Source organism: Actinoplanes sp. NPDC019969, assembly GCF_055562375.1.
Genome location: NZ_JBVHFK010000010.1, coordinates 54,217 through 78,474, shown reverse-complemented (window position 1 = coordinate 78,474; position 24,258 = coordinate 54,217). Strand labels below are relative to the sequence as shown.

The following is a 24,258-nucleotide window of genomic DNA, read 5'->3' as shown; positions in this document are numbered from 1 at the left end:
TTGCCCTGTTTCTCCATGTTCGCTGGTCGCCGAGCGCAGACTGCCCTTAACTCAAGGGAGAGTGGTGCGATGAGCGCGGTCTTCGGGGAAAGGCTGACCTTTCCGCAGGACGCCGGACCGGCGGTGGAACTGGTGGTCTGGGGTGACGAGTTCTACGCCCGGCGGGAGTCCCTCACCGGGCACACCGTCGTCTACGACCGGACCATCGGCCGGTACTGCTACGCCCAGCTCGAGCAGGGCCGCTTCGAGACGACCGGCGTACCGATCACCGCCGCTCCCCCGCCGCACGTCGCACCCCACCTGTACGAACCACCGGTGGTCCGCCGGCAGCGCGCCGCCGTCCGGGCGAACGCGCTCGATCCGTCCCCGGCCGTCGACGGCGTCGATCTGACCTTCGGTCCGGCCGGCGGCCTGCTGACCGGGCGCCGCCTCGACCGCGGGACGGTACGGGGCCTCACCGTGCTGATCCAGTTCCCGGACCAGCAGTCCGCGGTCACCATGTCGCAGGTGGACGCCTTGCTGAACCAGCCCGGGTACGCCCTCGACGGCAACCGCGGCTCGGTCCGGGACTTCTGGCTCGAGATGTCCAACAGCAAGCTCGACTACCGCAACGATGTGATCGGGCCGGTCACGCTGTCCCGGCCGATGTCGTCCTACTTCGTCCCCGAGGAGACCCCGCAGCCGGCGTCCGCGCTGATCACCGAGGCTCTCGACCTGGTCCTGCGGCACGGCGTCGACCTGAGCGCGTACGACTCCCGGGGCGAGGGCGTCGTCGACGCGCTGAGCTTCATGTACGCCGGGCAGACCATCTACCAGATGCCGTTCTGGCCGCACAGCAGCGTGTATCCCCGCCGGCTCCCCGGCGGCCTGCGGAGCCACTACTACACCCTCACGAGCATGGGCCGTACCCGGGCGGATCTGTCCATCGGCACCTTCTGCCACGAGGCCGGCCACCTGCTGTGCCGGTTCCCGGACCTGTACGACTACGGCGCCCGGGACGGCGACGACGGGCGCAGCGCCGGCCTGGGGCGGTACTGCGTGATGTCGTCCGGCAACCACGTGGGCAGTGGCCGGGCGCCGGCCGCGCTCTCGGCCTATCTGCGTGACCTGGCCGGCTGGCCGGACGAGCTGGTCTCGCTGAACGAGCCGGGCGTCTTCGAGGTCGCGCACGGCGACTACCGCCGCGTGTTCCGGTATTCGACGGACCTGCCCAACGAGTACTTCCTGGTGGAGAACCGCAGCCGGCTGGGTTCGGACGCGCGGCTGCCCTCCAGCGGCCTGGCCGTCTACCACTGCGACACGCTGGGTTCCAACGAGCTGCAGGACGGCACCCCGGACCTGCACTACCAGTGCGCGCTGCTGCAGGCCGACGGCCGCCGCGACCTGGAGACGAACCCGAGGAACACGGGCGACGCCGGCGACCTGTTCCCGGCCACCGCGGGCGTGGCGCTCGACGACACCACCGAGCCTTCTTCCGTACGATGGGACGGCGCCGACTCCGGTCTGGTGATCAGCGACATCACCGCGCCAGGGCCGGTGATCAGGTTCCAGGCCGGAGAGCCGTCCCCTCTCGGTGACGCTGCCGCCGACCCGTTGCCCGCGAGAGTGGAGAGCCACGGGGCGCTGGCCGGCGCCGGCGCGCCGCTGCCGGCGGAATGAACCCGGCCGGCTCTCCCCGGGATGCGGCCCGGCGGAGACTGCGGGCGCCCGGCATCCGGTCACCGCGTCTCGCGTCCCGGCGCGGCGCCGGTAATCGGGCCGGTCCGGGCGACCAGAAGTCCCTGCTGCCGCTGGTCACGTCCGTGGTCACCGCGCTGACGGCGGTCCTGGCGGTCCTGATCTCGTGGCTGACCTTCCACATCAACCAGGACGGTCAGATCACCACGCGCTACACCAGCGCGGTGGAGCAGCTCGGGAGCAGCACGATGATCACCCGGGTGGGCGCCTTCTACTCGCTCGGCCGGATCGCTCTCGAGTCGGATCGGGACCGCTCGGCGATCATCGACATGCTGGTCTACTACGTCCAGAACGAGGCCGGGATGAAGCAGGGCTCTCCGGAGCAGTGCCACGAACGGCCGGAGACGACCTTGGACGTGGTCGCGGCGCTGCGTGTCCTGCTGTTCCGGATCGAGCGGACTCCCCGGGACCAGCGGCTCAACCTGCGCCGGGTGTGCCTGCGCGGGGTGGAGTTGCCGGGCGCCGACCTGAGGTGCGTCCATCTGGACAACGCGATCATCGCGTACTCGGACTTCACCGGCGCTACGTTCGCCGATGCGTCGCTGCAGCGCATCAGGTTCGGCGGGACCACTCTCGACAGCGCTGTCTTCGACCGGGCGAGCGCGCTGGGAGCCGACTTCCGCAACATCAACGAATACTCGATGACCACCCTGATCGACACCAGGTTGCGCGGCACCGATCTGAGGCAGGCGCGATTCGACGGCGCCGACCTCACCGGCGCCGATCTGACCGGGGCGCGGCTGACCGGGGCCGATCTGCCGGCCGCCTCCGCCCTGGTGCCGCCGTCGACGTCACCCGCATCGATTCCCTCAGGAGGAAACTGTCATGAACGCTGAGACCGCCACACCCGTTGCGGCCGTCGCCCGTCAGCCGAAGCCGGGCCAGCCCGCACCGTGCGCCGGCTACTGGCAGCCACGCTGCAAAGGGGAGGAGCCGCAGTATCTGAAGAAAGATCACCCGATTCCGGAATGCGGCAGTGGCCACCGCGAGGAGCACTGGAATCTCGTCAAGATCGGCGAAGGGTCCCGCGGCTACGGACGTCCGAGGCGGCCGTAGACCCAGTCCCAGAACCGCCGCCGCGGCCACCACGCCGTGACGAGCCGCAGCGGCGGCTTCAGCCACCACGCCGGCGGCCGGCCCGGCGGCGATGGCCGGCTCAGCACCCCGGCGAGCCACGATCCCGCCGACGACAGCGCCGACGGGGTGCCGGCGCCCCGTACCGTCAGCATCCGCAACACGTCCGTGACCGTGTCCCGGGCGATCGCCCGGCCGCTCGGCGTGCTGCGGATCAGGTCGAGAGTGGCCCGGGTGTCCAGTTCGTCGACCGTCCGCAGATCCTCGGCCAGATCCGCCGCGGTGGTGCCCTCCTCGGCCAGCACCGCTTCCTGCGCCGTGCGTACCAGACCGGCCGCGGTTTCGGGCAGCGGATCGTCGCCGTGCCGGACGAGCACCCCGATCAGATGAGCGGCCCCGTCGAGACGGCCCCAGACGAAGTCGGCGACCCGCCACTCGGGCCGGGCGAACGCGCCGAAATGCCGGAGTTGCGTGCCGTACAGCTTCCAGGCGCCCAGCGGCCGTCCCGGCTCGACCAGCGGCGAGGTCACATCCGGGCCCATCCGCAGCACGTCGAACCGGCTCATCCGGCGGAACGGGCCGTCACCGCCGGCCGCCGAGGCGAGCACCTCGGCCATCAGCGCGGCACGCAGCACGTCGCCCGGCCCGGCGTCCAGCCCGGCGCCGGCGAGATAACCGTCGGCGCCCGCGCGCAGCAACGCGCCCAGCACGGCCGGGCTCGAACTGGCCGCGGCCGCGTCGTTCACGGCACGCAGCAGCGTCTCCGCGTCGTCGTCCTCCGCGGTGACGACGAGAGTGGCGATGTGGTCGCGAACCGCGATGACGGCGGTGAGCACCCGGCTGAGCGAGCGCAGCGTGTCGTCGAGAGCGGGCGAGCCGGCGGCCCGTACGCGAAGGTCACGGATCAGCAGGCGGATGGTCCGGTCGGCGACCACTGTCCCCCACCGCCACTCCCCGGTGAGGTCGCACGCTTGATCGAAGTCGGCCGGCGGCACCCAGCGTGGCGCCCGCTCCGGGTCGACACCGCTCAGCGAGGGGGTGCACAACGGCCGGGTGGCCAGCTCCCCGGTGTGCGCCTGATACGCGTCGAGCAGGCCGGACTCGATGCGGTTACGGCGGTAGAGCGGATACAGGGCGTCGACCGCGGCCCGGGCCGTACCCGGATCCCGCAACGCCTCGGTGAACAGCTCCTCGGTCCCCCGCACCTGCCGTTCCGCCTCGGCCGAGCGGCGCGCCAGGGCGTCCACCCCGTTGCGGAAGGAACTCTCCGACCCCATCCGCATCGCGCTGGTGAGCACCGGGAACCAGTCCGTGTCCAGCCGGTATTCGCCCGACCCGTCCCGCTTCGCGACCGTCGCGTGGTCGAGACCGTCCCCGGCGGTCACGTAACCGATGACCCGACGCCAGTCCGACTCCACCGGCCGCCGCCAGATCTCGGTCATCAACGGCTCGAACGGGGTGTTGTCGAGCACTCCCCCGTCGATGAGCACCGCCCCGTCGCTGTCGCCGTGCCGGCCGATGTCGGTCTCGCATCGCACCCGGTAGGCGCCGAGGCCGGCCTCCGCGACCGGTTCGAAAGCGCCGGGGAAACCGGCCGTGGCCCGCGCGGCCAGGGCCACATCGGCTGCCGCCGCGGCGGTCAACTGGCCCGGGTCGGCCGGCGTGAACAACGTGAACGGATCCTCGGGCAGCGGCCCGGCCGGCGGCCGGAACAGCACCGCCCCCGGATCGTGGCGGAACCGGTAGACCCGCCGGTGATCGGGCACCGCGAACCGGCACCCGGTGCTGTCACTCCACACGGTGTCCTGATCGCCGAGGGCGGTGGCCGTGGTCAGCAGCGTCACCGCATGCCCGGTCGGCCTGCCGCTGTCGTGCAGCGCCCGGTCGAACAGCCCGCGCAGCTGATCGGTGAAGTACCCGCCGTCGAGCAGACTGGCCAGCGGCCCCGCCCCGGACCGGCGCAGCAGCTTGCCGCGCGCCAGTTGCGCGGCCTCCACCCACAGCTCCTTGAGCGACGGCAGCGGGTTACCGGCCGCGACCGCCGACGCGAGCACGGCGCCGTTGATGCCACCGGCACTGGTCCCCGCCACCACGTCGATGATGACGTCGACACCGAGCTCGTCGCAGAGCGCCCGCCAGCCGCGCAGCGAGGGCCCGGCATCGGCCGGCAGCTCGGCCCGGTCCGGCGCACCGGCCCGGCGCAGCAGGTCGATCTCATGGGTGATGCCGCTCATCCACACGGCCAGCGAGACGCCGCCCTGAAAGACCAGCCCGAGACGGATTTGGGTCCTGCTCATCGCCCCATCGTGGTGGACCCGGCACGCGGCGGGGCGGGAAACGGCCGGAGACCCCTGACCGGGTGCCGAGGTTTCTCTCGTGGCGCTGCGGCTCGCAGCGAGCGGCCGGCCGAGGCTCGCCCTGGAGCGGCGCTGACGGCGCGGCGTCGATCCGCTCGGGAGGATGGCTCCGCTGGTCAATGCGCAGGTCGCGCCGTGTCAGATGGCGAGGATCTGCTGGTCCAGGGATGTCATCAACGCGCCCCTTCCGCTCTCGCCGCGCCCCGTTTCTCACGGTAGATCTCGGGGGCCCCGCCGGGCAGGACCGGCAGACCCCCGTGGCGGGCCTTCGGTCCTCTCCGGGCACGACAGGGCGGTCCGGCGACCGCGCGAGCGGCCGAGAACGGTTTCCGGTAGCAGCCGGATGGTCAGCGCGGGTGCTCACCGAGCAGGCGGGTGGCCAGGACCGCTGCCTGGATACGGCGTTCCAGGCCGAGTTCGGCCAGGATGCCGACGGCAGCGGCATCGCCGCCCGCAGCCTCGCCTACGCCCTCGGCCAGTGGCCGGCCGCCGTGACGATGACGTGCTTCGCCGCATTGCTGACCGGCACGCTGCTGTGGATCACCACGGCCGGCACGCTTCTGACCCTCGTGGGATCGGCCGGTGCCGCCCGTCGCGATCTGCGGGCGGCTGACCCCGCGGGATAGGCCATCCGGCTACCCCGGGTGCGATGTCCACAGATCGATAGCCGACCCGGAGAGGAAGAACACCAGCGCGGTCCATCGCAACAGGTGCAGCGGCTGGGCGCGGTCGAGTTGCCGGGCCAGCCACAGTACGGGTACCGCCAGCACCCGCCATACGGCGGCCAGCGTCATACCGGGCGCCGACATCACCCGCAGCGCCATGATGGAGGCGAGAACGAGGGTCATCGACAGCCACAGCGTCCTATCCCACCATCCCGTCACCGACAGGTGCAGGGCGTAGGCCACGAGCGCGCCGGCCGCCGTCACGGCCGCAAAGGCGATGAATGCGAGGAAGGAGCTCCGGTTCCCGGCACCGATCGCCTGGCCGACGTATCGTCGCTGATCAGCCGGCAGCACGATCCGTAGCCAGTCACCGATCCGCTCCTCGAGGAACACGTCGTCCGCTCCGGACTGTGCAGGAGTGAGGATCCGCTCGTCGGCGGCGAGCCCGAACTCTCGCCGCACGTCGGCCGTCACCTCGTACCACCAGGCTTGATACTCCTCCACAGCGATGTCGTGGGCCGGGGCACAGGGCGGCGGCCCGACATTCAGCGTCAGGACCCGGTCGATGCCGTACGGGTCAGTACCCTGGCCCGTGACGATATCCAGGTAGGCCGACCGCTGCAGATCGACGATCCGCCGAATAGCCAGCGCCCGGCGCCGCCGCCGCCGTGCCCCCGCAGCCCGGCATCGCATCCATACGCCGCATCGGCGCAGCCGGGCGGCTCCGAGCAGATCGAACAGCACCGGAAGACCGGCCAGCAGTAGCAGCCATTTGCCTGACCACGCGAACCATGCCATGGAAGTCCACTGTAGAAACCGCAGTCGAGCATGGGCTATGCCACCGCCTGTGCCGGCTCGAGTCGTACGGCGGCGACCCGGGGACGGTACGTGTCAGCACCGTGACGATGGTCCGCTGCTGCTCGTTGGGGAACTGCCCTTGCACGGTGGCGACGCCGACCGCCAACGGCTGGGTGAACTGGGCCAGCAGGTGCCGGAGGAGTCTGGTCGGCGGCTGGCGTTCGTCGACCTCGGCCGGAGCCGTCACGTCTGTGCCATACCACCCAGCCTGTGCTCGCCACCCGGCGGCCGGGCAGGGCCGAACGGCCCTGTCGGAGCGAGCCCGGCCCGGGGTGTGCTCGAAGGAGCGTCCAGGCCCATGATGAGGGGAGTCCTGATGAGAGCGCTGGTCGTCTACGAATCCATGTTCGGCAACACCGCCGACGTCGCACGCGGCGTCGCCGACGGTCTCGCCGGAACCTTCGAGGTCACCCTGGCCGATGTCCAGAACCTGCCCCCGGTGCGCGACACCGCGCTGCTGGTGGTCGGCGCGCCGACCCACGCCTTCGGGCTGAGCCGGCCCGCCAGCCGGGCCGATGCAGCCAAGCAGGGCGAGGTTCGTGCCGGGGCGCAGGGCACCGGTATCCGGGAGTACCTCGCCGGTCTGGAGCCGCTGGCCGGGCTCGCGGTGGCCGCGTTCGACACCAAGATGGGCAAGCCGCTCCTGCCGGGCTCCGCCGCGCGCAAGGCCTTGAAGCGGTTGCGCCGCCTCGGCGGCCGGCCTGCCGCGCCACCGGAGAGCTTCCGGGTCACCGGCGTGACCGGCCCGCTGGCCGGCGGCGAGCTCGACCGGGCCCGCCGGTGGGCACAGGACGTCGCGGCTCGGACGTCCCCGCAGCGGGCCTGACCGGCACCACCGGGCCACGGAGACCGCGATGTCTGACCGGCTCACTCCCGAGGACCTGCTGAACCTGGCCGTCGAGCGGCCGGGCGTCCCGATCAACATGGCCGCCGTCGCGGTCCTCGAGGACACCGGCTCCCTGCTGGACAGCTCCGGGCGTCCGCGGATCACCGAGATCCGTGCCTTGGTCGGCGAACGGCTCGCCGTTGTGCCGCGGCTGCGCCAGATCCCGTACGTCCCCGGACCGTTCGCCGGTCCTCCGGTTTGGATCACGCCCGGTCGTTTCCGGATCGAGGACCACATCCTGGTGGCCGAGCCGCAACCGCCTGGCGACGAGACCGCCCTGATGGAACTGGTCGCCGGGCTGACGACAGAGACGCTGGACCGGTCCCGGCCGCTGTGGCGGATGTGGCTGGCACCCGCGCTGACCGACGGTCGTATCGCGGTGGTGTTCGTCATGCATCATGTGGTCGCCGACGGCACCGCCATGATGGCTCTTCTCGGGTCACTGGACCGCCTCGGAGTCCCCCCGGCCCTGCCACGGTGGACAAGAGGGCGACCGAGAGGCGGCACGTCATGACGGCGCCCATGCAGGCGGAGATGCTCCGGACACACACCGCGGTGCTGCTGTTCCTGGGCGGCACACAGCGCTCTGACCGAGACGCGCCCTCCCGGCAGCCGGCTGCGGCGGGTTGAGAAGAACCGCCGGAGATCACCGTCCCCGTCCGGCGAGTTTTACGACTCGACCCGCCGACCCGAATCCGGCGCCTGCGACAACCGCCCGAACTCCACGAGCCGGCACCGCGACGCATACAGTTCGCCCGCCGGCTCGGGCCGGCAGACGCACGCAGATCTCGCGTCCCAGGGCAGGGTCCTCGCCAACGATCCCGCGGGCTGCGCCTGCCGCGAGAAGGGGTACGCCCCCGGCTCCTTCGCGCCTCTGTCCGCGGCGGATCCGTCGACCTGGCAGACCGCACGGGTGAGTCCGGTCGATCTGAGCTCCACGCTATGGGTCGGACCGGTGCATCCGAATGCCGTCTCACCCTCTCGGACCGGCAGGTGCGGCGTTGACCTACGAGCGGCCGTTCGTCCTGTGACCTCGAGGAGCCCACCGATGGCTCGCCCGGCCATCGGTGGGCTCCTCGCCAGTGCCTACGGCACTGTGACGCCATGCGGCCTGGCGCACGTCCCCATCAGTGGGACGGAGCGGAGCGCGGTTCCGGCCGCCGAGCAGTGCTGCGCAGGCTCCAGATGATCGAGACGGTGATCGTCACGACGATGACGCCGAGGGTGACCGGGATGGGCAGTTTGCCGACCGGGGTTTCAGACAGGATCAGTTTGACGCCGGCGAAGGCGAGCAGCACGGCCAGGCCGTAGTGCAGGTGGACGAAACGGCGCAGCAGCCCGGCGAGACAGAAGTAGAGGCTGCGCAGGCCGAGGATCGCGAACGCGTTGGCGGTCCAGACGAGGAACGTGCTGGTGGTGATGGCCAGGATCGCCGCGACACTGTCGATGGCGAAGATCAGGTCGGTGGCCTCGATCGCGATCAGGACGACGAACAGCAGGGTGGCGACCCGCCTGCCGTCGATGCGGGTGAGGAACCGGTCGCCGTGGTACCTCGGGTCGATCGCAACGACCTTGCGAACCAGGCGTACGACCGGGTTGCGCTGCGGTTCGGCCTGGTCGCCGTGGCGGAAGGCCATCTTGTACCCGGTCCAGATCAAGAACGCGCCGAACACGTACGCGGTCCAGAAAAAGGTCTCGAGCAGTTCGGCGCCGACGAAGATGAACACCAGCCGGAACACCAGCGCGCCGATCACGCCCCAGAACAGGACCTTGTGCTGGACGGCCGGGGGCACGGCGAAGTAGGTGAAGACCAGCGCGAAGACGAACACGTTGTCGATCGACAGCGCCTTCTCGATCAGATAGCCGGCATAGTACGTTCCGGCGACCTCCCCGCCTTGCCACGCCCAGAGGATCACGCCGAACAGCAGCCCGGCGGTGATCCAGACACCGGACCAGACGGCGGCCTCGCGGAAGCCGATGACGTGGTTGTCGCGGTGCAGGAACAGATCGGTGGCGAGCATCGCGGCGATCGCGATCATCACCAGGGTCCAGGCCCACCAGGAGACGGCCATGCGGGGAGACTTTTCGTCCGGCCGGCCCGGGCAGAGGCCGGCGTACTGGACGAAGGTCTCCCCGGGCCACCGCACCGGTGGCTGCGCGGCCGGGAGCCGGATAGGCCGGTTCCGTACTGACGGCGGCGCGTGGGTCGTCGGGTACTCCCCCTCGAACTACGATCCAGTATTCGCGAAGTATCCTTCGCATGTCAAGGGGCCGGCGGAGGCGAAGGCGTTGCGAGTTTCGCGATTCCCGCAACGTATATTGAGGGCTGAAGGCCTCTGCTGGCAGGACAGAAGGAGGACCATGCGCCCGGATACGCCGTCCCGCCCCGACCGGGCCGCAAAGGACTGGACCTTTCTGACCAACCACGCTCATGTGCTGCTGGCCATCGCCCGGGAGCCGACGGCACGCTTGCGCGACGTCGCCGCGTCCGTCGGCATCACCGAACGCGCCGCCCAAGCCATCGTCGCCGACCTCGAGACCGCCGGTTACCTGCAGCGACAGCGCGTCGGGCGCCGCAATGAGTACACCGTCAATCCCCGCGGCCGGTTCCGGCACCCCGCCGAGGCCGACCATCGGATCGGCGAGCTGCTCGGCCTGTTCGCCGCTCCACAGCAACGCGAACCAGTAGGTCCCGGCCACGCCGGGTAAACATCACCCACCTCCCTGCCCGTCGGCGCGGGGCGGACGCGAGGGCTTGCCGGTGACTGCTGGTGCCGGCGCCGGGCGCGACAGCGACTTGTGCAGCAGGCCATAGGCGGTGACGGGCTTCTCCACGAAGTTGATGCTCGCGTCGAAGACGTGCGTCTCGCCGAGCAGACTGTTGCCGTAGCCGGGCATGTAGACCACCGGCGAGCTTGCCGGTTCCGTGACACGCTCACCCCACGCCGTGCCACCTGCCGGAGAAACATCCATGGACGACTCCGCGGTCCGCGTGCTGGCCGGCTACGACGGGTCGTTGCCTCATCGGCTTCATCGTCCAGGCGGTCACTCTGGTCGCCGGCCTGCAGCTGCTGCACCACGCCGACTGCCCGGTCCTCATCGTCCGCCCGTACCGCCTTGCCGCCGATGAACGATGACCGACGCCAGATCCGTCCGTCGAGGCGGGATTGGCTGATCAGGTAGGTGACCGCGGTGTTGCGGGGTGAGCTCGACTTCATGCGGTTACGGCACTTCTTCGCGGCGCGACTGGACCGGGAGGCCCGCCGGGTGGCCCGGACCGGAGCGGCAGTGACCGTGGTGACGCCCGGCCCGGAGGACCTGGCGGCGATCGGGGCCAACCCGATGGACGGGCGCCGCCGGATCGACGTGCTGCGCACCGCCCAGCGCACCGTCCCCGCGGCGCTGGCGGCGGGCCGTTAGGCTGCCCGGGTCATGGAGGAGCCGGTCACCCTCGGCGAGATCATCCGCCGGCAGCGTCAGCTGGCCGAGCTGTCGATGCGGCAGCTTGCCGGGATGGCCGGCATCTCCAACCCGTACCTTTCCCAGATCGAACGCGGCCTGCGCGCGCCGTCCGAGCGGGTGCTGCCCGCGATCGCGGCGTCGCTGCGGACCACCGTGGACGCGCTGGTGGCCTGGGCCGGGGACCTGCCGCCGGACATGCTCGGCGCGATCGCGGCCTACCCGAATCTGACCGCCGTCCGGCCGGGGCTCACGTTCGGCGAGAAGCAGAACGGCGAACCCGACGATCCGCAGGAACAGCCACACGGACACGATGACGATCAGGGCGTCCATGGCGGTCAGCCGACCAGGAAGACCGGGCAGAAAGCCCGCCGCGGCACCATGACTGCCGCCGGTCGCAGCAACGAACCCGTCAGCACGCCACGGACTCGGCCGACCACCACCGCGGCGGCCAGACTCGACTCCTCCAGCAACGCCGACGTGGGATCGCCGGAGATGATCCGGTGATGCACCACGACACCGTCACGAACCTCCAGACGACGCGCCAGATCCATCCGGTCACCGACGACATGCAACAGGGTCAGATCGCTACCACGGGCACGAGCCTCCACCAGCGCGAACTCCACCACTGACCGGGACGTCGGCGAGCTGTCGACAGCGGCCACCACCGGCCGCCGGCCGAACTCCGCCCCCGGCGGCCAGCCGGGCATCCGCACCACCAGAACCGGGCCCGGATGGTGCCGGCCGACTCGGTCGGCGATGCTGCGGCCCAGCGCCATCGTGGCAGCACCATGCCGGTGGCCGACGACCAGCAGATCCGCGTCCGCCGCCTCCGTCAGCAACTCCGCACCGGGCTGCGCCCCGGTGATGAGCCGGCCGGTGACCGGCACCGTGACAGAACCGGCGTGCGCCCGTTCGGTCAGCCGCCGCAACAGGGCTACCCCGGACTCGTCGGTCGCACTGTGCCGGACCGTGACCAACCGGAGATCCCAGCCGTGCAACTCGGCCTCGATCGCCGCGTGGTCCGCGGCGACGCAACTGATCGGGCTGTCATCCACACCGACCACCACGACACCACCACCCACTCCGGGAACCGCAACATGTTCCGCCGGGGCCGCGGCCGGCCCGACCGCGCACGGGTCCGGGTAACTCGCCACCCCGAGGTACCTGTTGATCATCTGGCTGAAGCGGTTCGGCAGCATCACCTCACCGGCGTGACGGCGTGCCGCGGACTCCGCCCTGAAGTCGTCTCTCCGGTTCATGGCAGCACCTCCGGACGAATGCCGGAACGCCGGCAACACGCCAGCGTCTCTCCCTCCATGCCACCATCCGACCGCGGTAGCTGACAGTGCCGATCGGCCCGCCGCGCACCGGCATTTCCACCAGCCGCCACATGCCCGTCCACCAGCCGGGCCCATCGACCCTGCCCCACCCATCCCCCAGCCCTCAGCAGTGGGAGGCGGACGGAGGTGGCCGCCATGCCACTGATCCACCGCCTTCCATGGAACACATCAGGAAAGGAGCAGCCATGCAGATTCCGTCCATCGTCGTCGGCACCGACGGCACCGGCCTGGAGGCCGTTCGGTGGGCCGCACGGGAGGCCGAGCGGCGGCACCTGCCGCTCCGGGTCGTCCATGTCCTGGACTGGGACAGGTCCGTGAGCCGCTACGACTATCCGGGCGAGCACTTCGAGGTGGCCCGGCGGCCAGCCGCATCGGCCGCCGCGGAGGCGGCCCGGCAAGCCGGCGAAGAGGCGCCAGGCGTCGACATCGCATTCGAGGTGCCGATAGGTCACCCGGCCGGCCTGCTGGTCCGAATGTCCGAGACCGCCGCCCTGGTGGTGGTCGGCAGTCGTGGCCGAGGTGGACTCGCCGGCCTGCTGCTCGGCTCGGTGTCCCAGCGGGGCGAGCCGCCCACGCACACTGCCCGGTGGCCGTGATCCGCGGCCGTATCGGCACTTCTCAGGAACCGGTGGCAGCCGGGGTGGACGACTCTGCCACCGCGGACATCGTCCTCGACACGGCCTTCGCCGCCGCGCGCGACCGTGGCGCCGGCCTGGTCGCGGTCCGCGCCTACACCCCGGCTGCAGCTGTCCCCCGAGGCCTTTCGGCACCAGCGGTCGGGCCTGGCGGCACAGGTGACCACACGACCCCGGGACGGATAGTCATCCATAGAGACACATGAGTAAGGAGGACATCATGACAGCCACCGGCCGCGACGCGGCCACCCACCTCGACCAGGCGCCCGTGCCCGGCTCGGCACTCACCCCCACGGCCGCCCGTTCCCTGGCCGTCCTGCGGATCTCCCTCGGATTCGTCTTCCTGTGGGCGTTCCTCGACAAGACGTTCGGCTGGAACTACGCCACCCCCGCCGAACGCGCCTGGATCGACGGCGGCTCCCCCACCAAGGGTTTCCTCTCCGGCGTCGACGTCGGCCCGTTCGCCGGCTTCTTCAACGACATCGCCGGCCAGGCCTGGGCCGACTGGCTGTTCATGCTCGGCCTGCTCGGCATCGGGGTGGCCCTGATCCTCGGCATCGGCCTGCGGATCGCCGCCGGCGCTGCCACGGTCATGCTGGTGATGATGTGGTTCGCCGAGTTCCCGCCCGCACAGCACACCAACGCCGGCGAGGCGACGCGCTCCACCAACCCGATCATGGACTACCACCTCATCTACGCACTCGGTGCCATCGTCACCGCGCTCACCTACGCCGGTCACACCTGGGGCCTCGGCCGCCAATGGGCTCGCCTGCCTCTCGTGCAGCGCAACCCCTGGCTGATCTGACCACCACACCCAGATGGCGCGCCCCGGAACCCGGGGCGCGCCGCCTCCTCCGTGGCCCCGCCCACGGAGACGTCCGTACCCCGGGAGAAGGCTGATGATCACTCCGATGGCGTTCGCCGTGGAAGAGGAGCTTCAGGCGCTGCGCCACCCGGCACTGACCGCCCGTTCCGGAGTCTGTGCCCGCCACGTCCCCACCGAATCCACCGTCGCCTCGACGGCTGCCGGATCCAGGAGACAGCCCCGCCGGTAGGCGCCGTGATCCGTCACCACCGGCGGAGGTGAGCCATGAAGTCGACGGTGAGACACACACCGGTGGACAGACTGGCGGCGGCGGTCCGGGAGTCCCTGCCCGCCGATACGTCCTGGCGGCTACGGCTCACCGCGGAGTGCCCGGGCATCGAGCTGTCCTGTGGCTGTCCAGCGACCGGCACGGTCGTGATGGCTGCGGTCACCGACGACGGGAGTTCCGGTGCGGCAGTGAGCTATGCCCGTCTGCGCACGATCAGCCGGGAGGCCGCCGTGCTCGTCGTGGACGCCACCAGCGGTTCGTTGACCCCGGCGCGGCCACTGGGCATGACCACGCGTGCGCTGATCGGCCGGACCTGCTGCCCGCTGGCGGTGGTCCTGCCATCGGGCGCCGGCGTGCCGTCCTGGTGGTCCGGGCGGGTGGGACATAGGGCCCGCTGAGACGGGACGTGCGCCCCTGCCTGTCATCCATCGATGGGCATGCCATGGAGGGAGAAAGACGGCGAGACCCGGAACGGAGAGGAGATCCGTACCATGCAAAAGAAGATCATCGTGGGGTACGACGGGTCGTCGTTCGCCGACTCCGCCCTGACCTGGGCGCTCGACGAGGCGAGCCGCACCGGGGCAGCGGTAGAACTGTTCTACGCCCGGAACTGGCCGGAGACCATGGTGCCGTCCATGGCGGTGCGGCCCGAGGACTACGGATACGAGATCATCAACGGCACACTGGCCGAAGCCGTCTCCCGGGCGAAGAAGACCCATCCCCTGGTCGACGTCGCCACGGCCGTCAACGACGCGCATGCCTCGGCAGCGCTGGTGGAGCGGTCGGCACAGGCGCTGATGATCGTCATCGGCGGACGCGGGCACAGCGCGGTCGCGGGCCTGCTCGGCTCGGTGAGCACGGCGGTCACCGCCCATGCCCGCTGCCCGGTCGTGGTCGTCCGTGGCGACCCGGCGTCGAACACGCCCGTGGTCGCCGGCATCGACGACTCCGCGGCCGCTCCGGCAGTGCTCGACTTCGCCGCCCGGCAAGCGGTGACCCGCAAGGCGCCGCTGCGGATCATCCACGCCTGGCCTCCGGTGCGCGGACTGTGGGAGGAGACGGCGATGGTCACCAACACGGTGACCGAGGCGGAACGCGAACGGTTCGACGCGCTGGTGCGATCGGTCCGGGAGTCTTTCGCCGGCCTGGAAATCGAGGACGAGGCGCTGATCGAGCACCCCGCCGCCGCGTTGACCGGCGCGAGCGCCACCGCCCAGCTGGTGGTGGTCGGCAGCCGAGGGCGCGGCGCGTTCCGCGGGCTGTTGCTGGGTTCGGTGAGTCAGCACCTGCTGCGGCACTCCGCGTGCTCGGTGGCTGTGATTCACGACGGCGCCGGCCACCAGTGACCGCGCCGACAGCATTCCGGGCCCGCATCGGGCCCGGAGTGCCTGAGTCTTACAGGACGGAGAAACGCCTGGTCCGTTCGGTGCGGTGACAACGCCGGCAGGTACGGGACTGGGCCGTCACCAGTTCCTCGTCGCCGTAGATCCACGGTCCCCACACGTGCTGGGTGCGCGACTCCGTCGCTCCGCACCGTTCGCAACCGCGGATCTGTTCGCAGCCGTCGTTCGCGACATAGTCGAACGGCCGCCACAGGTGGCACGGCTTCTCCTCACACTTCCCGCAGTGCTCGCAGATCCGCGCGATCTCACACCGGCTGCCCGGCAGCGACCACGCCCCGGAATGCCGCCCCCACCTGCACATCGCCTTCCGTAGAGTGTTCATTCCGCCTCCTGGCCGAAGGAACTATTCCTGGTCCAGACTGCGCCGGCTGCGGAGCCCTCCGGAAGGGCCGAAAGACAGGACCTCAGGCACTGCCCCGGAGGGCTTCGGGGCACCAGCCTGGAAGTATGGCCACCATCGAGGTACGCGACCTGACCCGGGCGTACGGACCGGTGCGGGCCGTCGACGGGATCAGCTTCTCGGTCGGCGACGGCGAGATCTTCGCCCTGCTCGGGCCCAACGGCGCCGGCAAGACGACCACCGTGGAGATTTTGGAGGGCTACCGTACGCGGGACGCCGGAACCGTCCGGGTGCTGGGTTTCGACCCGGCGACCGGCGGATCGGCGTACCGCTCCCGGATCGGGGTGGTCCTGCAGTCCGCCGGGTTCGAGGAGGAGTTCACGGTCCGCGAGCTGGTTCGCCTGCAGGCCGGTCTGTTCCCGCGGAGCCAGCACCCTGACGAGCTGATCGCCCTGGTCGGGCTGGAGGACAAGCGCACCGCACGGGTGAAGAGCCTCTCCGGCGGGCAACGCCGCCGCCTGGATCTGGCCCTCGGACTGGCCGGTGCGCCCGAGCTGCTGTTCCTCGACGAGCCGACGACCGGCTTCGACCCGGCTGCCCGGCACCACGCCTGGGAGGTGATCGCCGGCCTGCGGGAGCTCGGCACGACGATCCTGCTGACCACCCACTACCTCGACGAGGCGCAGCGGCTCGCCGACCGGGTCGCCGTCATGCGCGAGGGCCGGCTGATCGCCGTCGACGCGCCCGAGCGGCTGCGGGCCGGCAGCCACCTGCCCACGATGATCAGCTTCAGTCTGCCGCCGGGATCGTCCCCGGACGACCTGCCGCCGCTGAGCGCCCGTCCGGCGGTGACCGCCGGTCACGTGATCGTGGCGTCGCACGCGCCGGTGGCGGACTCGTGGCGGCTCGCCGGATGGGCCACCGAACGCGGCGCCGACCTGCCCGACTTCGCGGTCGCCCCGCCGACGCTCGAGGAGGTCTACCTGGCGCTGACCGAGGGAAGCGTCCGATGATCGCTTCGCTGTGGGCGCTGACCGGGCACGCGGTGCGGGCCTTTCTGCGCAACCCGATCGCCGCGTTCTTCACACTCGCGTTCCCGCTCGCCTTCCTGGTCATCGTGGCCACCATCGTCGGTGATCAAGACACCGGCGGTGGCGTCCCGATCGCCCAGTACCTGGTGGCGCCGTTCGCCGTGTTCGGCGTGGCGCAGGCGTCGTTCGTCCTGGTGGCCGTCGACATGACGGCGCTGCGTGACAGTGGTGTCCTGCTGCGCTGGCGGGCCGCCCCGGTGCCTGCCTGGACGGTTCTGGCATCCCGGATCGGCGCGTCGATCGCCGCCTCCGGTGCGGCGATGGCCCTGCTCGTCACGGTCGGGGTGCTCGCCTACGACGTCCAGGTCATCTGGCGCAAGGTGCCGGCACTGCTGCTGACGCTGCTGTTCGGGATCTCCTGCTGTGCCGCACTCGGGCTGGCGCTCGCCTCGCTGGCCCGGACCGCCCTGGTCGCCCAGACCCTGGCACAGGGCCTGCTGATCACCCTGGCCTTCATCTCGGACGTCTTCATCGTCGGCGCCGAACTGCCCCGCTGGCTCGACGCGGCCGGATCGTTGCTGCCGCTCCAACACTTCGCCCGCGCCCTGGCGGAGACCTTCGATCCCGGCGCCGGGTACGGTTTCTCCCCCGTCCATCTGCTCGTCCTGGCGCTCTGGACGGCCGCCGGGGCCGTCGTCGCGCGTTCCCGGTTCTCCTGGCAGCCGCACCCCGGCGCCACTGCGGCCGCGGCGTCATCGGTCCGGGCGGCGCAGCCCGTTCACCTGTCCGCCGCCTCCGCGGCCCACCACAGGTCCCCGCTGTCCGGCCAGATCGGCTATGCCCTGCTCGGGCTGCGCCGCGACCCGCTGTCGGTGTTCTTCGCGATGGTCTTCCCGGCGATGCTGCTGGCGCTGTTCCCGACGGTGTTCGGCAACACCAGCGTGCACGGCATGACGATGGCCCAGTACCTCTTCGCCGGCATGATCACTTACACGGCGGCTCTCACCGCGTACGTCGACATGCCGGAGAGCGTGGTCGGCGCCCGCGCCGCCGGGGTCCTCAGACGGCTCCGCGGCACTCCCCTGCCGTTCCGCTGGTACTTCGCCGGCCGGGTCGGCGCGGCCCTGATCGTCTCCCTGCTCGCCGCCGCGCTGCTCACCGTCGTGGGCACCGGCTTCCTCGGCGTGCGCCTGTCTCCGGCCCGGATCCCCGCACTGCTGATCGCGATCACCGCCGGCTCACTGTGCTTCGCCGCGCTCGGCCTGGCCATCGCCGCGCTGCTGCCGTCGGCACGGTCGATGGTCGCCGTCACGCTCGGAACGCTGCTGCCGCTCTGCTTCGTCTCCGAGATCTTCGTCGTCGGCGAGCAGCGGCTCCCCCTCTGGCTCACCACCGTCGCGGACGTGTTCCCGCTGCGTCACCTGCTGCGGGCGGTGCTCGCCGCCACCGATCCGGCCGTCACCGGCGCCGGGTTCGCCCCGGGACAACTGGCAGTGGTGGCGGCCTGGACCGCGGCCGCACTGCTGGTGGTCCGGCGCCGCCGCGCCGCCCTGTCCTGAACATCCGGCGCGACCAGCGCCTCACATCACGGCCCGGCTTCACGGGTCGACGCCGGTCCCACCCGTCCAGTCGTCGTGGCCGGTGAGAAGAAACAGCAATCGTACCGCCGGGCTCACCGCAGTCACGAGCACATCACCCCCTCGTCACGCCCGCGCGGGCGAAGAAGCTGAAGCTCCCGCATCCTCGCAATGTCACAGAAGCTCACGTCGGCAAGGTCCGATTCCACGCAACGGATGAGCAACGCGAGCAGTGCCGAGATTCGCGCCCGCAGGACGGATACGGTGAACGTGTCGAGGTCACCGCCCATGATGATCCGAATAGAGCCGTCATCCCGGCGATCGCCGGTCACTCACCACTGCCGGCCGACACCGTCGACATCGTTGTCCCCGTTAGCCATGGCGCACTCCCGCACCGACGGCTGACATCTCCATGACGGATACCAGCCTTCCAGCCCATTGTTTCGCAACAGGGATTTCGTCCGCCAGAAATAGAGTCCGATTCCGCCCGGCAGGGCTCTTGTCCCCACGACGACAGGCGCATGACCCGATGAACGAGAACACCACGACCGCGGGCAGACTCGGCACCGGCGGCGGGTCACTGCTGCTCCTACGGCACGGGCAGAGCACGAGTAAGGGCGCCGACCACGATCACATCGTGGCCCGCGGCGGGCCGGTGTCCCCGGTGGTGCCGAACGGGCCACGGACGCCGATCACATCACGCCTCGCTGGAGGTATCCGATGTCGCACACATCCTGGCAAGAGATGTCGCCGTGGCAACGAAAGGCGACCATGGTGCTGGCTCCCGTGGAACTGGCGCTCACCGCCTTCGCGATCGCGGACCTGGCCCGCAGGCCGGGGTCGCGGGTCCGCGGTTCCAAGGCCTTCTGGTGGCCGGTGCTCTTCGTCCAGCCGATCGGGCCGCTCGCCTATCTCGTCCGCGGCCGCCGGAACTGACCGCCCCCGCACACCTGATGTGGCGGGGTGTCGTACGGCTGCCGATCCCCGCCCGCCAGGCGGTCAGGCGCAGGCGTCCGGACGGTCGTTGCCGGGCACCGTCATCGGATTGCGTTCGTCGTCGCGTTCGGCGATCCGTGTGACCGCCTTGCGATACTGGCCATGACTGATCTCACCGCTGATGAGTTGTGCCACCAGCACGCCTTCAAGTGTCGTCGGCGCGGATTCGGCGTCGCTCGCAGCTTGTCCGGGGTTGTCCTTTCCTTCGCCGGCCTGGCTCGCCTCCGCGTCGGTTTCCGGCCGGAACAGCCCCACAGCGGCGATGATCAGAACCAGGGTGACGACCAGCAGAATCGCCATGGGAACCACCTCCATCAATCCTCATCCTCGGCCGCCCTGCTCTTGATCGGCAGGGACCGAAGTCTCGCTGACGCGGCACCATCAGAGAACGGACCGATGTCCGGCGGTTCAGTCGGCCGGCTCGAGCCACCCCGGCGGGACGAGCAGCACCGGGCACAGCGGACGCCCGGCGGAACCGACGGCGGTGGCGCTGTAGAGCTGCTCGACGAACCAGCCCTTGAGTCCCCGCCCGGCCACCAGAAGGCGGCCACGCCGGGACGCTCGCTCCGTCGTGTAGGCGATGTCGGCCTCGCCGATGGGCAGCCGTTCCACGGACACGTCCGGCCATCTCACCGACCAATCAGCGAGGATCGCGGCCGGCGGATCCACGGCCTCCTGGCGTCGGCCGGTCTTCTGTGGGCCGGACACGTGCACGGCGACCAGTGGGCATCCGAGTCGCGACGCCGCTTCGAAGGCGTAGTCCACCGTGGCGCTCCGCCGGCCGGAGACCGCGACCACGACCGGTCCGCGCTGCGGCGACGGGCTTCGATACACCAGTAGCGGGCAGTCGCTGTGATGCGCGAGGTACGCCGCCGTCGACCCCCAGCCATGCCCGAGCAACGCCTCGTCGCGATGCCGCACCACGAGCAGACAGGCCCGTGCGGAACGCCGCAACAGAGCTTCGGCGGCGCCGTCGTCCGCCAGACCTGTGTGCACCGGCAGGCCGGGATGACCGTGCCGGGCCCGGCGGCCGGCGAGTTCGAGCAGGTGGCGGCCCTCGGCAGGATGCGGCAGCGTGGATCGCTGGCGTGGTGCTCCCGGGTGCCTGCCGGGCCATGCGTGCACGACCTCCAGCGGCACCGCGCGGCGGGCCGCCTCGGCGGCGGCGACATCGACGATCTGCAGGTCGGCCGGCATGCCGTCGATGCCGACCACCACGGGCCGCTTCTCCTGAACCGACACGACACTGTTCATATCCGTACGCTAGAACGCCTTATGGCAGGCCCGGCAGGGCCGATCGGCATCATGGGGTGAGCTGATCGGCGTCCCAGGCGCCACATCACGCAGGCGCCACCGGCCGGAGCCGGTGGCGCCGTCTCGGTACTGCCCTCACTGGCTGCCGCGCACCACCACGACCGGGCACCGCGCGTGCTGGACACATTGCTGACTGACCGAATCCTCGTCGTACGGCGGCATCGGCGCCCACCCGTACCAGGAGGGGATCTCCCAGGCTGTCAGGGCGTACAGCCGCCCGCCGGTGAGCCTGGACCTGCCGCGCCGCCCGGGCCGACGGGGAACCGTCCACGCCGACCACGACGTCACCGACACGGGCGTCGGAGGGATCGCGTTCCTCGAACCGTGTCGTCGTCCACCTCCCGACAGTGGATCAGCCGCTCAGGTGAACCGGCCGGTGCACGACCGCCTCGATGTCCGCAGCGGTCACGTCGAGCAGCTGGTACGCCAGATCCGCCAGGGCTCGCGCCGTGGCCAGCTCGTCGCCGATCTCCGGAACCTCCCGGTCGCGCGGCGAACGGCGGGCGACACCCTCGCCACGTACCTGCGGGCGGGCTTCCGTGCGGAGCACAGCGACGGCACGGGTACGGCGGTCGTCCTCGTGCTCGCCGATGGTGATCTCGACCGTCCAGGTCCGGGTGTGCATCATCATGCGCCTCCTCACGGTCTTCTCTTTCCATCAGACTGCGCGGCTCCGCCCACGGCACAGGGTCGATGGTCCCGTCCCGGATACCGGCAGTTCACACGACAGCGGAGCAGGATGGCCCTCCCGTCGTGGCGCTGGTGCTGCCGGCCAGTGAGATCGCGGTCGTGCCCGCCGCGTCACCGACCGAGCGGATCGCTTCTCCGGGCTCGGATCGCATCGGCAGGCAGCATGGCACCGCCGGACCCGCGTCTCAGGTCTTTGTGCCCTGACAGCTGCTCCCTCCGGCCTGCCATCGTGAGGGAAACCCGCGACTGTCGGAGGTGTTGGCCATGACAGAGCCGACCGGCGACGTGAGCCGTGACGAGGCGCGCGACGCCTTGGAGACGGCCGCCCGGACCTCTCTCCGGGCCCCGTCCGTGTTCAATACGCAGCCTTGGAAGTGGCGCATCACCGGGTCCGTATTGGAATTGACGTCCGAACCGGACCGGCGGCTGGGCGTCACCGACGCCGAGGGCCGCCTGCTGCTGGTCAGCTGCGGTGGCGCCCTGCACCACGCCCGGGTCGCCCTGGCCGCCGCCGGGTGGCGCTGTGAGGTGCAGCGTCTTCCCGACGACTGGCGCCCGGACCTGCTGGCCAGGATCCGCATCACCGGTCGCGGCGAGCCGGACCCCGAGGCCCGGGCTCTCGCCGCCGCGATCAGCCGGCGCCGCACCGACCGCCGGCCCTTCGGCGAGCGCCCGGTGACCGAGCAGACCCTCGATCGGCTCCGCAAGCTTGTCGAGGCGGAGGGGACCCGGCTGCATGCCGTCCCCGACGACCGGGTGCCCGAGCTGGCGATCCCGGTCGATCTGGCCGCGGACGCCGACTACTTCGACCCCGCGCACCGCAGCGAACTCACCGCCTGGACCCACCGGCCGGCGTGGACCGGGGACGGGGTGCCGCCGGACACCGTGGTCGCGCCCGGCCTGCGCCGTGTGCCGGCGCGCAACTTCCTGCCCGGGGGCTCCCCTGGCCTGCTCGCCGGAGCCGACCACGACGAAGGCGCCACGTACGTGATCCTCTTCGGCGCCTGCGACGAGCCGGCCACCCTGCTCCGCGCCGGTGAGGCCATGTCCGCCCTGCTCCTGCGGGCCACGGCCGAGGGCCTGGCGACCGCGCCGATCAGCGAAGCGGTGGAACGGGCCTGGCCCCGGCACCTGCTGGCCCGGCTGCTGGACGGCGCGGGCGAACCGTACCTGATCGTACGGCTGGGCTACGTCGAATCGGCGGAGGAGGTTCCCCCGTCCCCGCGCCGCGCGCCCGGTGACGCCGTCATCGTCGAGGACTGAACCGGGCCGGATGGCCCTGCCGGACCGGTCCGGAACGGCGCTTCCCTGAAGAAAAGGGAGGTGTCATATGGAGCTCTACCCGTTGCGGGTGGAGGCCCGCCGCGACGATACCCTGAGCCGTTTGCTCTGGCTCGTCAAGTGGCTGCTGCTCATCCCGCACTACCTCGCCCTGCTGGTGCTCTGGACCGGTCTCGTGGTGCTCACCCTGGTGGCCTACCTGGCGGTGCTGATCACCGGCCGCTATCCGGCGCCGATCCGGGCCTACAACCTGGGTGTGCTGCGCTGGACGTGGCGCGTCGGCTACTACGGCTACCAGGTGCTCGGCACCGACGCGTATCCACCGTTCACCCTGGCCGACGTGCCGGACTACCCGGCCCGGCTGCACCTGGACCCGCAACAGCCGGAACCACCGCGCTGGCTGCCGCTGGTCGCCTGGCTGCTCGCGGTGCCGCACCTGCTCATCATCGGGGCGCTGACCGGCGCGGCCAGCCGTGCCGTCACCGACGACAACGTCGTGGTGTACGGCCCGCCCAGCCTGGTCGGTGCGGTGCTGCTGATCGCCGCGCTCGCGCTGCTGTTCACCGGCCGCTACCCGGACGGCCTGCACGACCTGCTGGCCGGCGTCGCCCGCTGGGGCCTGCGGGTGGCCGCCTACCTGACCCTGATCACGCCGCGCTATCCGCCGTTCCGGATGGACCAGGGCGGCTACGAGCCGGATCCGCACCCCAGCGGCCCGGCCACGGCGGCGCCGGAGCGGCCCGCATCGGTGGGCGGCTCGGTGGCCGCCCTGGTCGCCGGTGTGCTGCTGCTCGCCCCGGCCGCCGGCCTCGGCATCGGCGGCGGCCTGCTGCTGGCCCTCGATGCCGACCGCGACCAGGCGGGCTTCGTCACCAGCCCGACGCTGGTGCTGGACAGCGGCACCGCGGCGATCACCGCGGAGAACCTCGCCATCGTGGACTCCGGACAGTGGTACCAGCGGACCGGTGACATCGGCGCTCTGCGGATCAGCGTGACCTCGTCCTCGGGCGAGCCGGTGTTCGCCGGGATCGCGTCGCAGTCGGCGATCGACGGCTGGCTCGCCGGAACCGCACACGATCAGGTGATCGGCGTGGACTCCGGCCGGGCCGTCTACGCCAGGGCTCCGGGCACGGTGCGCCCGGCCGGTGACCCCGCCGTGCAGACCTTCTGGCTGGCGCAGGCCAGCGGGAGCGGCACCGTCGACCTGCGGTGGGACGACGTGCGCGACGGCGCGTACGCCGTCGTCGTCACAAACGCCGACGGGTCGGCGGGTATCTCCGCCGACGCTCGGGCGGCGATCCGGATCCCGGAGCTGACCGCGCTCGGGGCCGGGCTGCTGACCACCGGGATCGTGCTGTTCCTCGCCTCGGTGGCTTTGATCGTGCTCGGCGGGACAGGACTCGGCCGCCGGCACATCGAGCCGCCGCCCACGGGACCGGTGGGCCCGTCACCCCGGCTGACGCCGCTCGCCCCGACCCGCTGAAATATCGACGCTCTTCCTCAGGACCTCCGGCCCTG

General features: G+C 71.1%; 26 protein-coding genes and 1 pseudogene. 18 read left to right on the top strand and 9 right to left on the bottom strand.

All coding sequences use genetic code 11. The features are described from left to right. Nucleotides 1-69: 69 nt before the first annotated feature. Both ACZ3II_RS28025 and ACZ3II_RS28020 read left to right on the top strand, forming a co-directional pair. Nucleotides 70-1,659, top strand: coding sequence for a M6 family metalloprotease domain-containing protein (locus ACZ3II_RS28025; protein ID WP_465520738.1), 1,590 nt, complete (start codon nt 70-72; stop codon nt 1,657-1,659). After that, complete coding sequence (locus tag ACZ3II_RS28020; protein ID WP_465520736.1) at nt 1,656-2,573, top strand: pentapeptide repeat-containing protein; 918 nt, start codon at nt 1,656-1,658, stop codon at nt 2,571-2,573. Before ACZ3II_RS28025 ends, ACZ3II_RS28020 begins: the two co-directional genes overlap by 4 nt. A 195-nt stretch (nt 2,574-2,768) precedes the next feature. Here the strand turns inward: ACZ3II_RS28020 and ACZ3II_RS28015 are convergent, their stop codons facing one another. After that, nucleotides 2,769-5,108 carry a DUF3376 domain-containing protein gene (locus ACZ3II_RS28015; RefSeq protein WP_465520735.1) on the bottom strand — a complete coding sequence of 780 codons (2,340 nt, stop codon included), beginning with the start codon at nt 5,106-5,108 and terminating at the stop codon, nt 2,769-2,771. A 416-nt stretch (nt 5,109-5,524) separates the two neighbouring features. Here ACZ3II_RS28015 and ACZ3II_RS28010 point away from each other — a divergent pair, with 416 nt between their 5' ends. Then, a complete protein-coding gene (locus ACZ3II_RS28010; protein ID WP_465520733.1) occupies nt 5,525-5,794 on the top strand; it encodes a hypothetical protein in 270 nt (89 codons plus the stop codon). Between the two features lie 9 nt (nt 5,795-5,803). On the opposite strand, the gene ACZ3II_RS28005 is transcribed toward ACZ3II_RS28010, so the two are convergent. Further along, on the bottom strand, nt 5,804-6,631 hold the full coding sequence (locus ACZ3II_RS28005) for a hypothetical protein (RefSeq protein ID WP_465520732.1): 828 nt from the start codon (nt 6,629-6,631) through the stop codon (nt 5,804-5,806). Between the two features lie 376 nt (nt 6,632-7,007). Here ACZ3II_RS28005 and ACZ3II_RS28000 point away from each other — a divergent pair, with 376 nt between their 5' ends. Both ACZ3II_RS28000 and ACZ3II_RS27995 read left to right on the top strand, forming a co-directional pair. Next, entirely contained in the window at nt 7,008-7,517 is a 510-nt protein-coding gene (locus tag ACZ3II_RS28000) for a flavodoxin family protein (RefSeq protein ID WP_465520731.1), read from the top strand. 28 nt (nt 7,518-7,545) lie between these two features. Beyond that, on the top strand, nt 7,546-8,091 hold the full coding sequence (locus ACZ3II_RS27995; RefSeq protein ID WP_465520730.1) for a wax ester/triacylglycerol synthase domain-containing protein: 546 nt from the start codon (nt 7,546-7,548) through the stop codon (nt 8,089-8,091). Nucleotides 8,092-8,704: 613 nt separating this feature from the next. Here the strand turns inward: ACZ3II_RS27995 and ACZ3II_RS27990 are convergent. After that, entirely contained in the window at nt 8,705-9,649 is a 945-nt protein-coding gene (locus ACZ3II_RS27990) for a TerC family protein (protein WP_465520729.1), read from the bottom strand. Nucleotides 9,650-9,938: 289 nt separating this feature from the next. Between ACZ3II_RS27990 and ACZ3II_RS27985 the strand changes: the two genes are divergently transcribed. Then, a complete protein-coding gene (locus ACZ3II_RS27985) occupies nt 9,939-10,286 on the top strand; it encodes a helix-turn-helix transcriptional regulator (protein ID WP_465520728.1) in 348 nt (115 codons plus the stop codon). Nucleotides 10,287-10,289: 3 nt separating this feature from the next. Here ACZ3II_RS27985 and ACZ3II_RS27980 read toward each other — a convergent pair whose 3' ends face one another. Beyond that, nucleotides 10,290-10,550, bottom strand: a complete 261-nt coding sequence (locus tag ACZ3II_RS27980) for a hypothetical protein (protein ID WP_465520727.1) — start codon at nt 10,548-10,550, stop codon at nt 10,290-10,292. A gap of 210 nt (nt 10,551-10,760) precedes the next feature. Here ACZ3II_RS27980 and ACZ3II_RS27975 point away from each other — a divergent pair, with 210 nt between their 5' ends. After that, on the top strand, nt 10,761-10,997 hold the full coding sequence (locus ACZ3II_RS27975; RefSeq protein WP_465520726.1) for a hypothetical protein: 237 nt from the start codon (nt 10,761-10,763) through the stop codon (nt 10,995-10,997). Between the two features lie 12 nt (nt 10,998-11,009). Further along, a pseudogene (locus ACZ3II_RS27970) lies at nt 11,010-11,189 on the top strand (helix-turn-helix domain-containing protein); the annotation flags it as partial. A gap of 185 nt (nt 11,190-11,374) precedes the next feature. Here the strand turns inward: ACZ3II_RS27970 and ACZ3II_RS27965 are convergent. After that, a complete protein-coding gene (locus ACZ3II_RS27965; protein ID WP_465520725.1) occupies nt 11,375-12,298 on the bottom strand; it encodes a universal stress protein in 924 nt (307 codons plus the stop codon). Nucleotides 12,299-12,564: 266 nt separating this feature from the next. Here ACZ3II_RS27965 and ACZ3II_RS27960 point away from each other — a divergent pair, with 266 nt between their 5' ends. The 6 genes from ACZ3II_RS27960 (at nt 12,565) to ACZ3II_RS27935 (ending at nt 18,441) form a co-directional block, all read left to right on the top strand. Further along, nucleotides 12,565-12,975, top strand: coding sequence for a universal stress protein (locus ACZ3II_RS27960; RefSeq protein WP_465520724.1), 411 nt, complete (start codon nt 12,565-12,567; stop codon nt 12,973-12,975). Nucleotides 12,976-13,234: 259 nt separating this feature from the next. After that, nucleotides 13,235-13,819, top strand: a complete 585-nt coding sequence (locus tag ACZ3II_RS27955; RefSeq protein WP_465520723.1) for a DoxX family protein — start codon at nt 13,235-13,237, stop codon at nt 13,817-13,819. A gap of 297 nt (nt 13,820-14,116) precedes the next feature. After that, nucleotides 14,117-14,506: a hypothetical protein gene (locus tag ACZ3II_RS27950; RefSeq protein WP_465520722.1), complete on the top strand. Its 390-nt coding sequence runs from the start codon at nt 14,117-14,119 to the stop codon at nt 14,504-14,506. Between the two features lie 93 nt (nt 14,507-14,599). Then, on the top strand, nt 14,600-15,454 hold the full coding sequence (locus ACZ3II_RS27945; protein WP_465520721.1) for a universal stress protein: 855 nt from the start codon (nt 14,600-14,602) through the stop codon (nt 15,452-15,454). A gap of 504 nt (nt 15,455-15,958) precedes the next feature. After that, entirely contained in the window at nt 15,959-16,864 is a 906-nt protein-coding gene (locus tag ACZ3II_RS27940) for an ABC transporter ATP-binding protein (RefSeq protein ID WP_465520720.1), read from the top strand. Then, complete coding sequence (locus ACZ3II_RS27935; protein WP_465520719.1) at nt 16,861-18,441, top strand: ABC transporter permease; 1,581 nt, start codon at nt 16,861-16,863, stop codon at nt 18,439-18,441. The genes ACZ3II_RS27940 and ACZ3II_RS27935 overlap by 4 nt, the downstream gene beginning before the upstream one ends. A gap of 122 nt (nt 18,442-18,563) precedes the next feature. Here ACZ3II_RS27935 and ACZ3II_RS27930 read toward each other — a convergent pair whose 3' ends face one another. Next, nucleotides 18,564-18,791: an STAS domain-containing protein gene (locus ACZ3II_RS27930; protein WP_465520718.1), complete on the bottom strand. Its 228-nt coding sequence runs from the start codon at nt 18,789-18,791 to the stop codon at nt 18,564-18,566. 439 nt (nt 18,792-19,230) lie between these two features. Here ACZ3II_RS27930 and ACZ3II_RS27925 point away from each other — a divergent pair, with 439 nt between their 5' ends. Continuing rightward, on the top strand, nt 19,231-19,395 hold the full coding sequence (locus ACZ3II_RS27925; RefSeq protein WP_465520717.1) for a PLDc N-terminal domain-containing protein: 165 nt from the start codon (nt 19,231-19,233) through the stop codon (nt 19,393-19,395). Between the two features lie 63 nt (nt 19,396-19,458). On the opposite strand, the gene ACZ3II_RS27920 is transcribed toward ACZ3II_RS27925, so the two are convergent. From ACZ3II_RS27920 to ACZ3II_RS27910, 3 genes are all read right to left on the bottom strand, one after another. Next, nucleotides 19,459-19,755 (bottom strand): hypothetical protein, encoded by a 297-nt coding sequence (locus tag ACZ3II_RS27920; RefSeq protein WP_465520716.1) that lies wholly within the window; start codon nt 19,753-19,755, stop codon nt 19,459-19,461. Between the two features lie 108 nt (nt 19,756-19,863). Then, nucleotides 19,864-20,709 (bottom strand): universal stress protein, encoded by an 846-nt coding sequence (locus tag ACZ3II_RS27915; protein ID WP_465520715.1) that lies wholly within the window; start codon nt 20,707-20,709, stop codon nt 19,864-19,866. 412 nt (nt 20,710-21,121) lie between these two features. Then, the gene (locus ACZ3II_RS27910) at nt 21,122-21,412 is read right to left on the bottom strand and encodes a DUF1876 domain-containing protein (RefSeq protein ID WP_465520714.1); all 291 of its coding nucleotides are present in this window, start codon (nt 21,410-21,412) and stop codon (nt 21,122-21,124) included. A gap of 110 nt (nt 21,413-21,522) precedes the next feature. Here ACZ3II_RS27910 and ACZ3II_RS27905 point away from each other — a divergent pair, with 110 nt between their 5' ends. From ACZ3II_RS27905 to ACZ3II_RS27895, 3 genes are all read left to right on the top strand, one after another. Further along, nucleotides 21,523-21,663, top strand: a complete 141-nt coding sequence (locus ACZ3II_RS27905) for a hypothetical protein (protein ID WP_465520713.1) — start codon at nt 21,523-21,525, stop codon at nt 21,661-21,663. A 60-nt stretch (nt 21,664-21,723) separates the two neighbouring features. Continuing rightward, entirely contained in the window at nt 21,724-22,722 is a 999-nt protein-coding gene (locus ACZ3II_RS27900) for an Acg family FMN-binding oxidoreductase (protein ID WP_465520712.1), read from the top strand. A gap of 67 nt (nt 22,723-22,789) precedes the next feature. Then, nucleotides 22,790-24,223 (top strand): DUF4389 domain-containing protein, encoded by a 1,434-nt coding sequence (locus ACZ3II_RS27895; RefSeq protein ID WP_465520711.1) that lies wholly within the window; start codon nt 22,790-22,792, stop codon nt 24,221-24,223. Nucleotides 24,224-24,258 lie beyond the last annotated feature (35 nt).

Bases quoted from the DNA above. Each gene is read 5' to 3' on its own strand.
- ACZ3II_RS28000 (WP_465520731.1), top strand. From the start codon at position 7,008: ATGAGAGCGCTGGTCGTCTACGAATCCATGTTCGGCAACACCGCCGAC.
- ACZ3II_RS27990 (WP_465520729.1), bottom strand. From the start codon at position 9,649: ATGGCCGTCTCCTGGTGGGCCTGGACCCTGGTGATGATCGCGATCGCC.
- ACZ3II_RS28005 (WP_465520732.1), bottom strand. From the start codon at position 6,631: ATGGCATGGTTCGCGTGGTCAGGCAAATGGCTGCTACTGCTGGCCGGT.
- ACZ3II_RS27925 (WP_465520717.1), top strand. From the start codon at position 19,231: ATGGTGCTGGCTCCCGTGGAACTGGCGCTCACCGCCTTCGCGATCGCG.
- ACZ3II_RS27980 (WP_465520727.1), bottom strand. From the start codon at position 10,550: ATGGATGTTTCTCCGGCAGGTGGCACGGCGTGGGGTGAGCGTGTCACG.
- ACZ3II_RS27940 (WP_465520720.1), top strand. From the start codon at position 15,959: ATGGCCACCATCGAGGTACGCGACCTGACCCGGGCGTACGGACCGGTG.
- ACZ3II_RS27895 (WP_465520711.1), top strand. From the start codon at position 22,790: ATGGAGCTCTACCCGTTGCGGGTGGAGGCCCGCCGCGACGATACCCTG.
- ACZ3II_RS28015 (WP_465520735.1), bottom strand. From the start codon at position 5,108: ATGAGCAGGACCCAAATCCGTCTCGGGCTGGTCTTTCAGGGCGGCGTC.
- ACZ3II_RS28025 (WP_465520738.1), top strand. From the start codon at position 70: ATGAGCGCGGTCTTCGGGGAAAGGCTGACCTTTCCGCAGGACGCCGGA.
- ACZ3II_RS27955 (WP_465520723.1), top strand. From the start codon at position 13,235: ATGACAGCCACCGGCCGCGACGCGGCCACCCACCTCGACCAGGCGCCC.
- ACZ3II_RS27965 (WP_465520725.1), bottom strand. From the start codon at position 12,298: ATGAACCGGAGAGACGACTTCAGGGCGGAGTCCGCGGCACGCCGTCAC.
- ACZ3II_RS27960 (WP_465520724.1), top strand. From the start codon at position 12,565: ATGCAGATTCCGTCCATCGTCGTCGGCACCGACGGCACCGGCCTGGAG.
- ACZ3II_RS27915 (WP_465520715.1), bottom strand. From the start codon at position 20,709: ATGAACAGTGTCGTGTCGGTTCAGGAGAAGCGGCCCGTGGTGGTCGGC.
- ACZ3II_RS28020 (WP_465520736.1), top strand. From the start codon at position 1,656: ATGAACCCGGCCGGCTCTCCCCGGGATGCGGCCCGGCGGAGACTGCGG.
- ACZ3II_RS27945 (WP_465520721.1), top strand. From the start codon at position 14,600: ATGCAAAAGAAGATCATCGTGGGGTACGACGGGTCGTCGTTCGCCGAC.
- ACZ3II_RS27935 (WP_465520719.1), top strand. From the start codon at position 16,861: ATGATCGCTTCGCTGTGGGCGCTGACCGGGCACGCGGTGCGGGCCTTT.
- ACZ3II_RS27995 (WP_465520730.1), top strand. From the start codon at position 7,546: ATGTCTGACCGGCTCACTCCCGAGGACCTGCTGAACCTGGCCGTCGAG.
- ACZ3II_RS27920 (WP_465520716.1), bottom strand. From the start codon at position 19,755: ATGGCGATTCTGCTGGTCGTCACCCTGGTTCTGATCATCGCCGCTGTG.
- ACZ3II_RS27985 (WP_465520728.1), top strand. From the start codon at position 9,939: ATGCGCCCGGATACGCCGTCCCGCCCCGACCGGGCCGCAAAGGACTGG.
- ACZ3II_RS27900 (WP_465520712.1), top strand. From the start codon at position 21,724: ATGACAGAGCCGACCGGCGACGTGAGCCGTGACGAGGCGCGCGACGCC.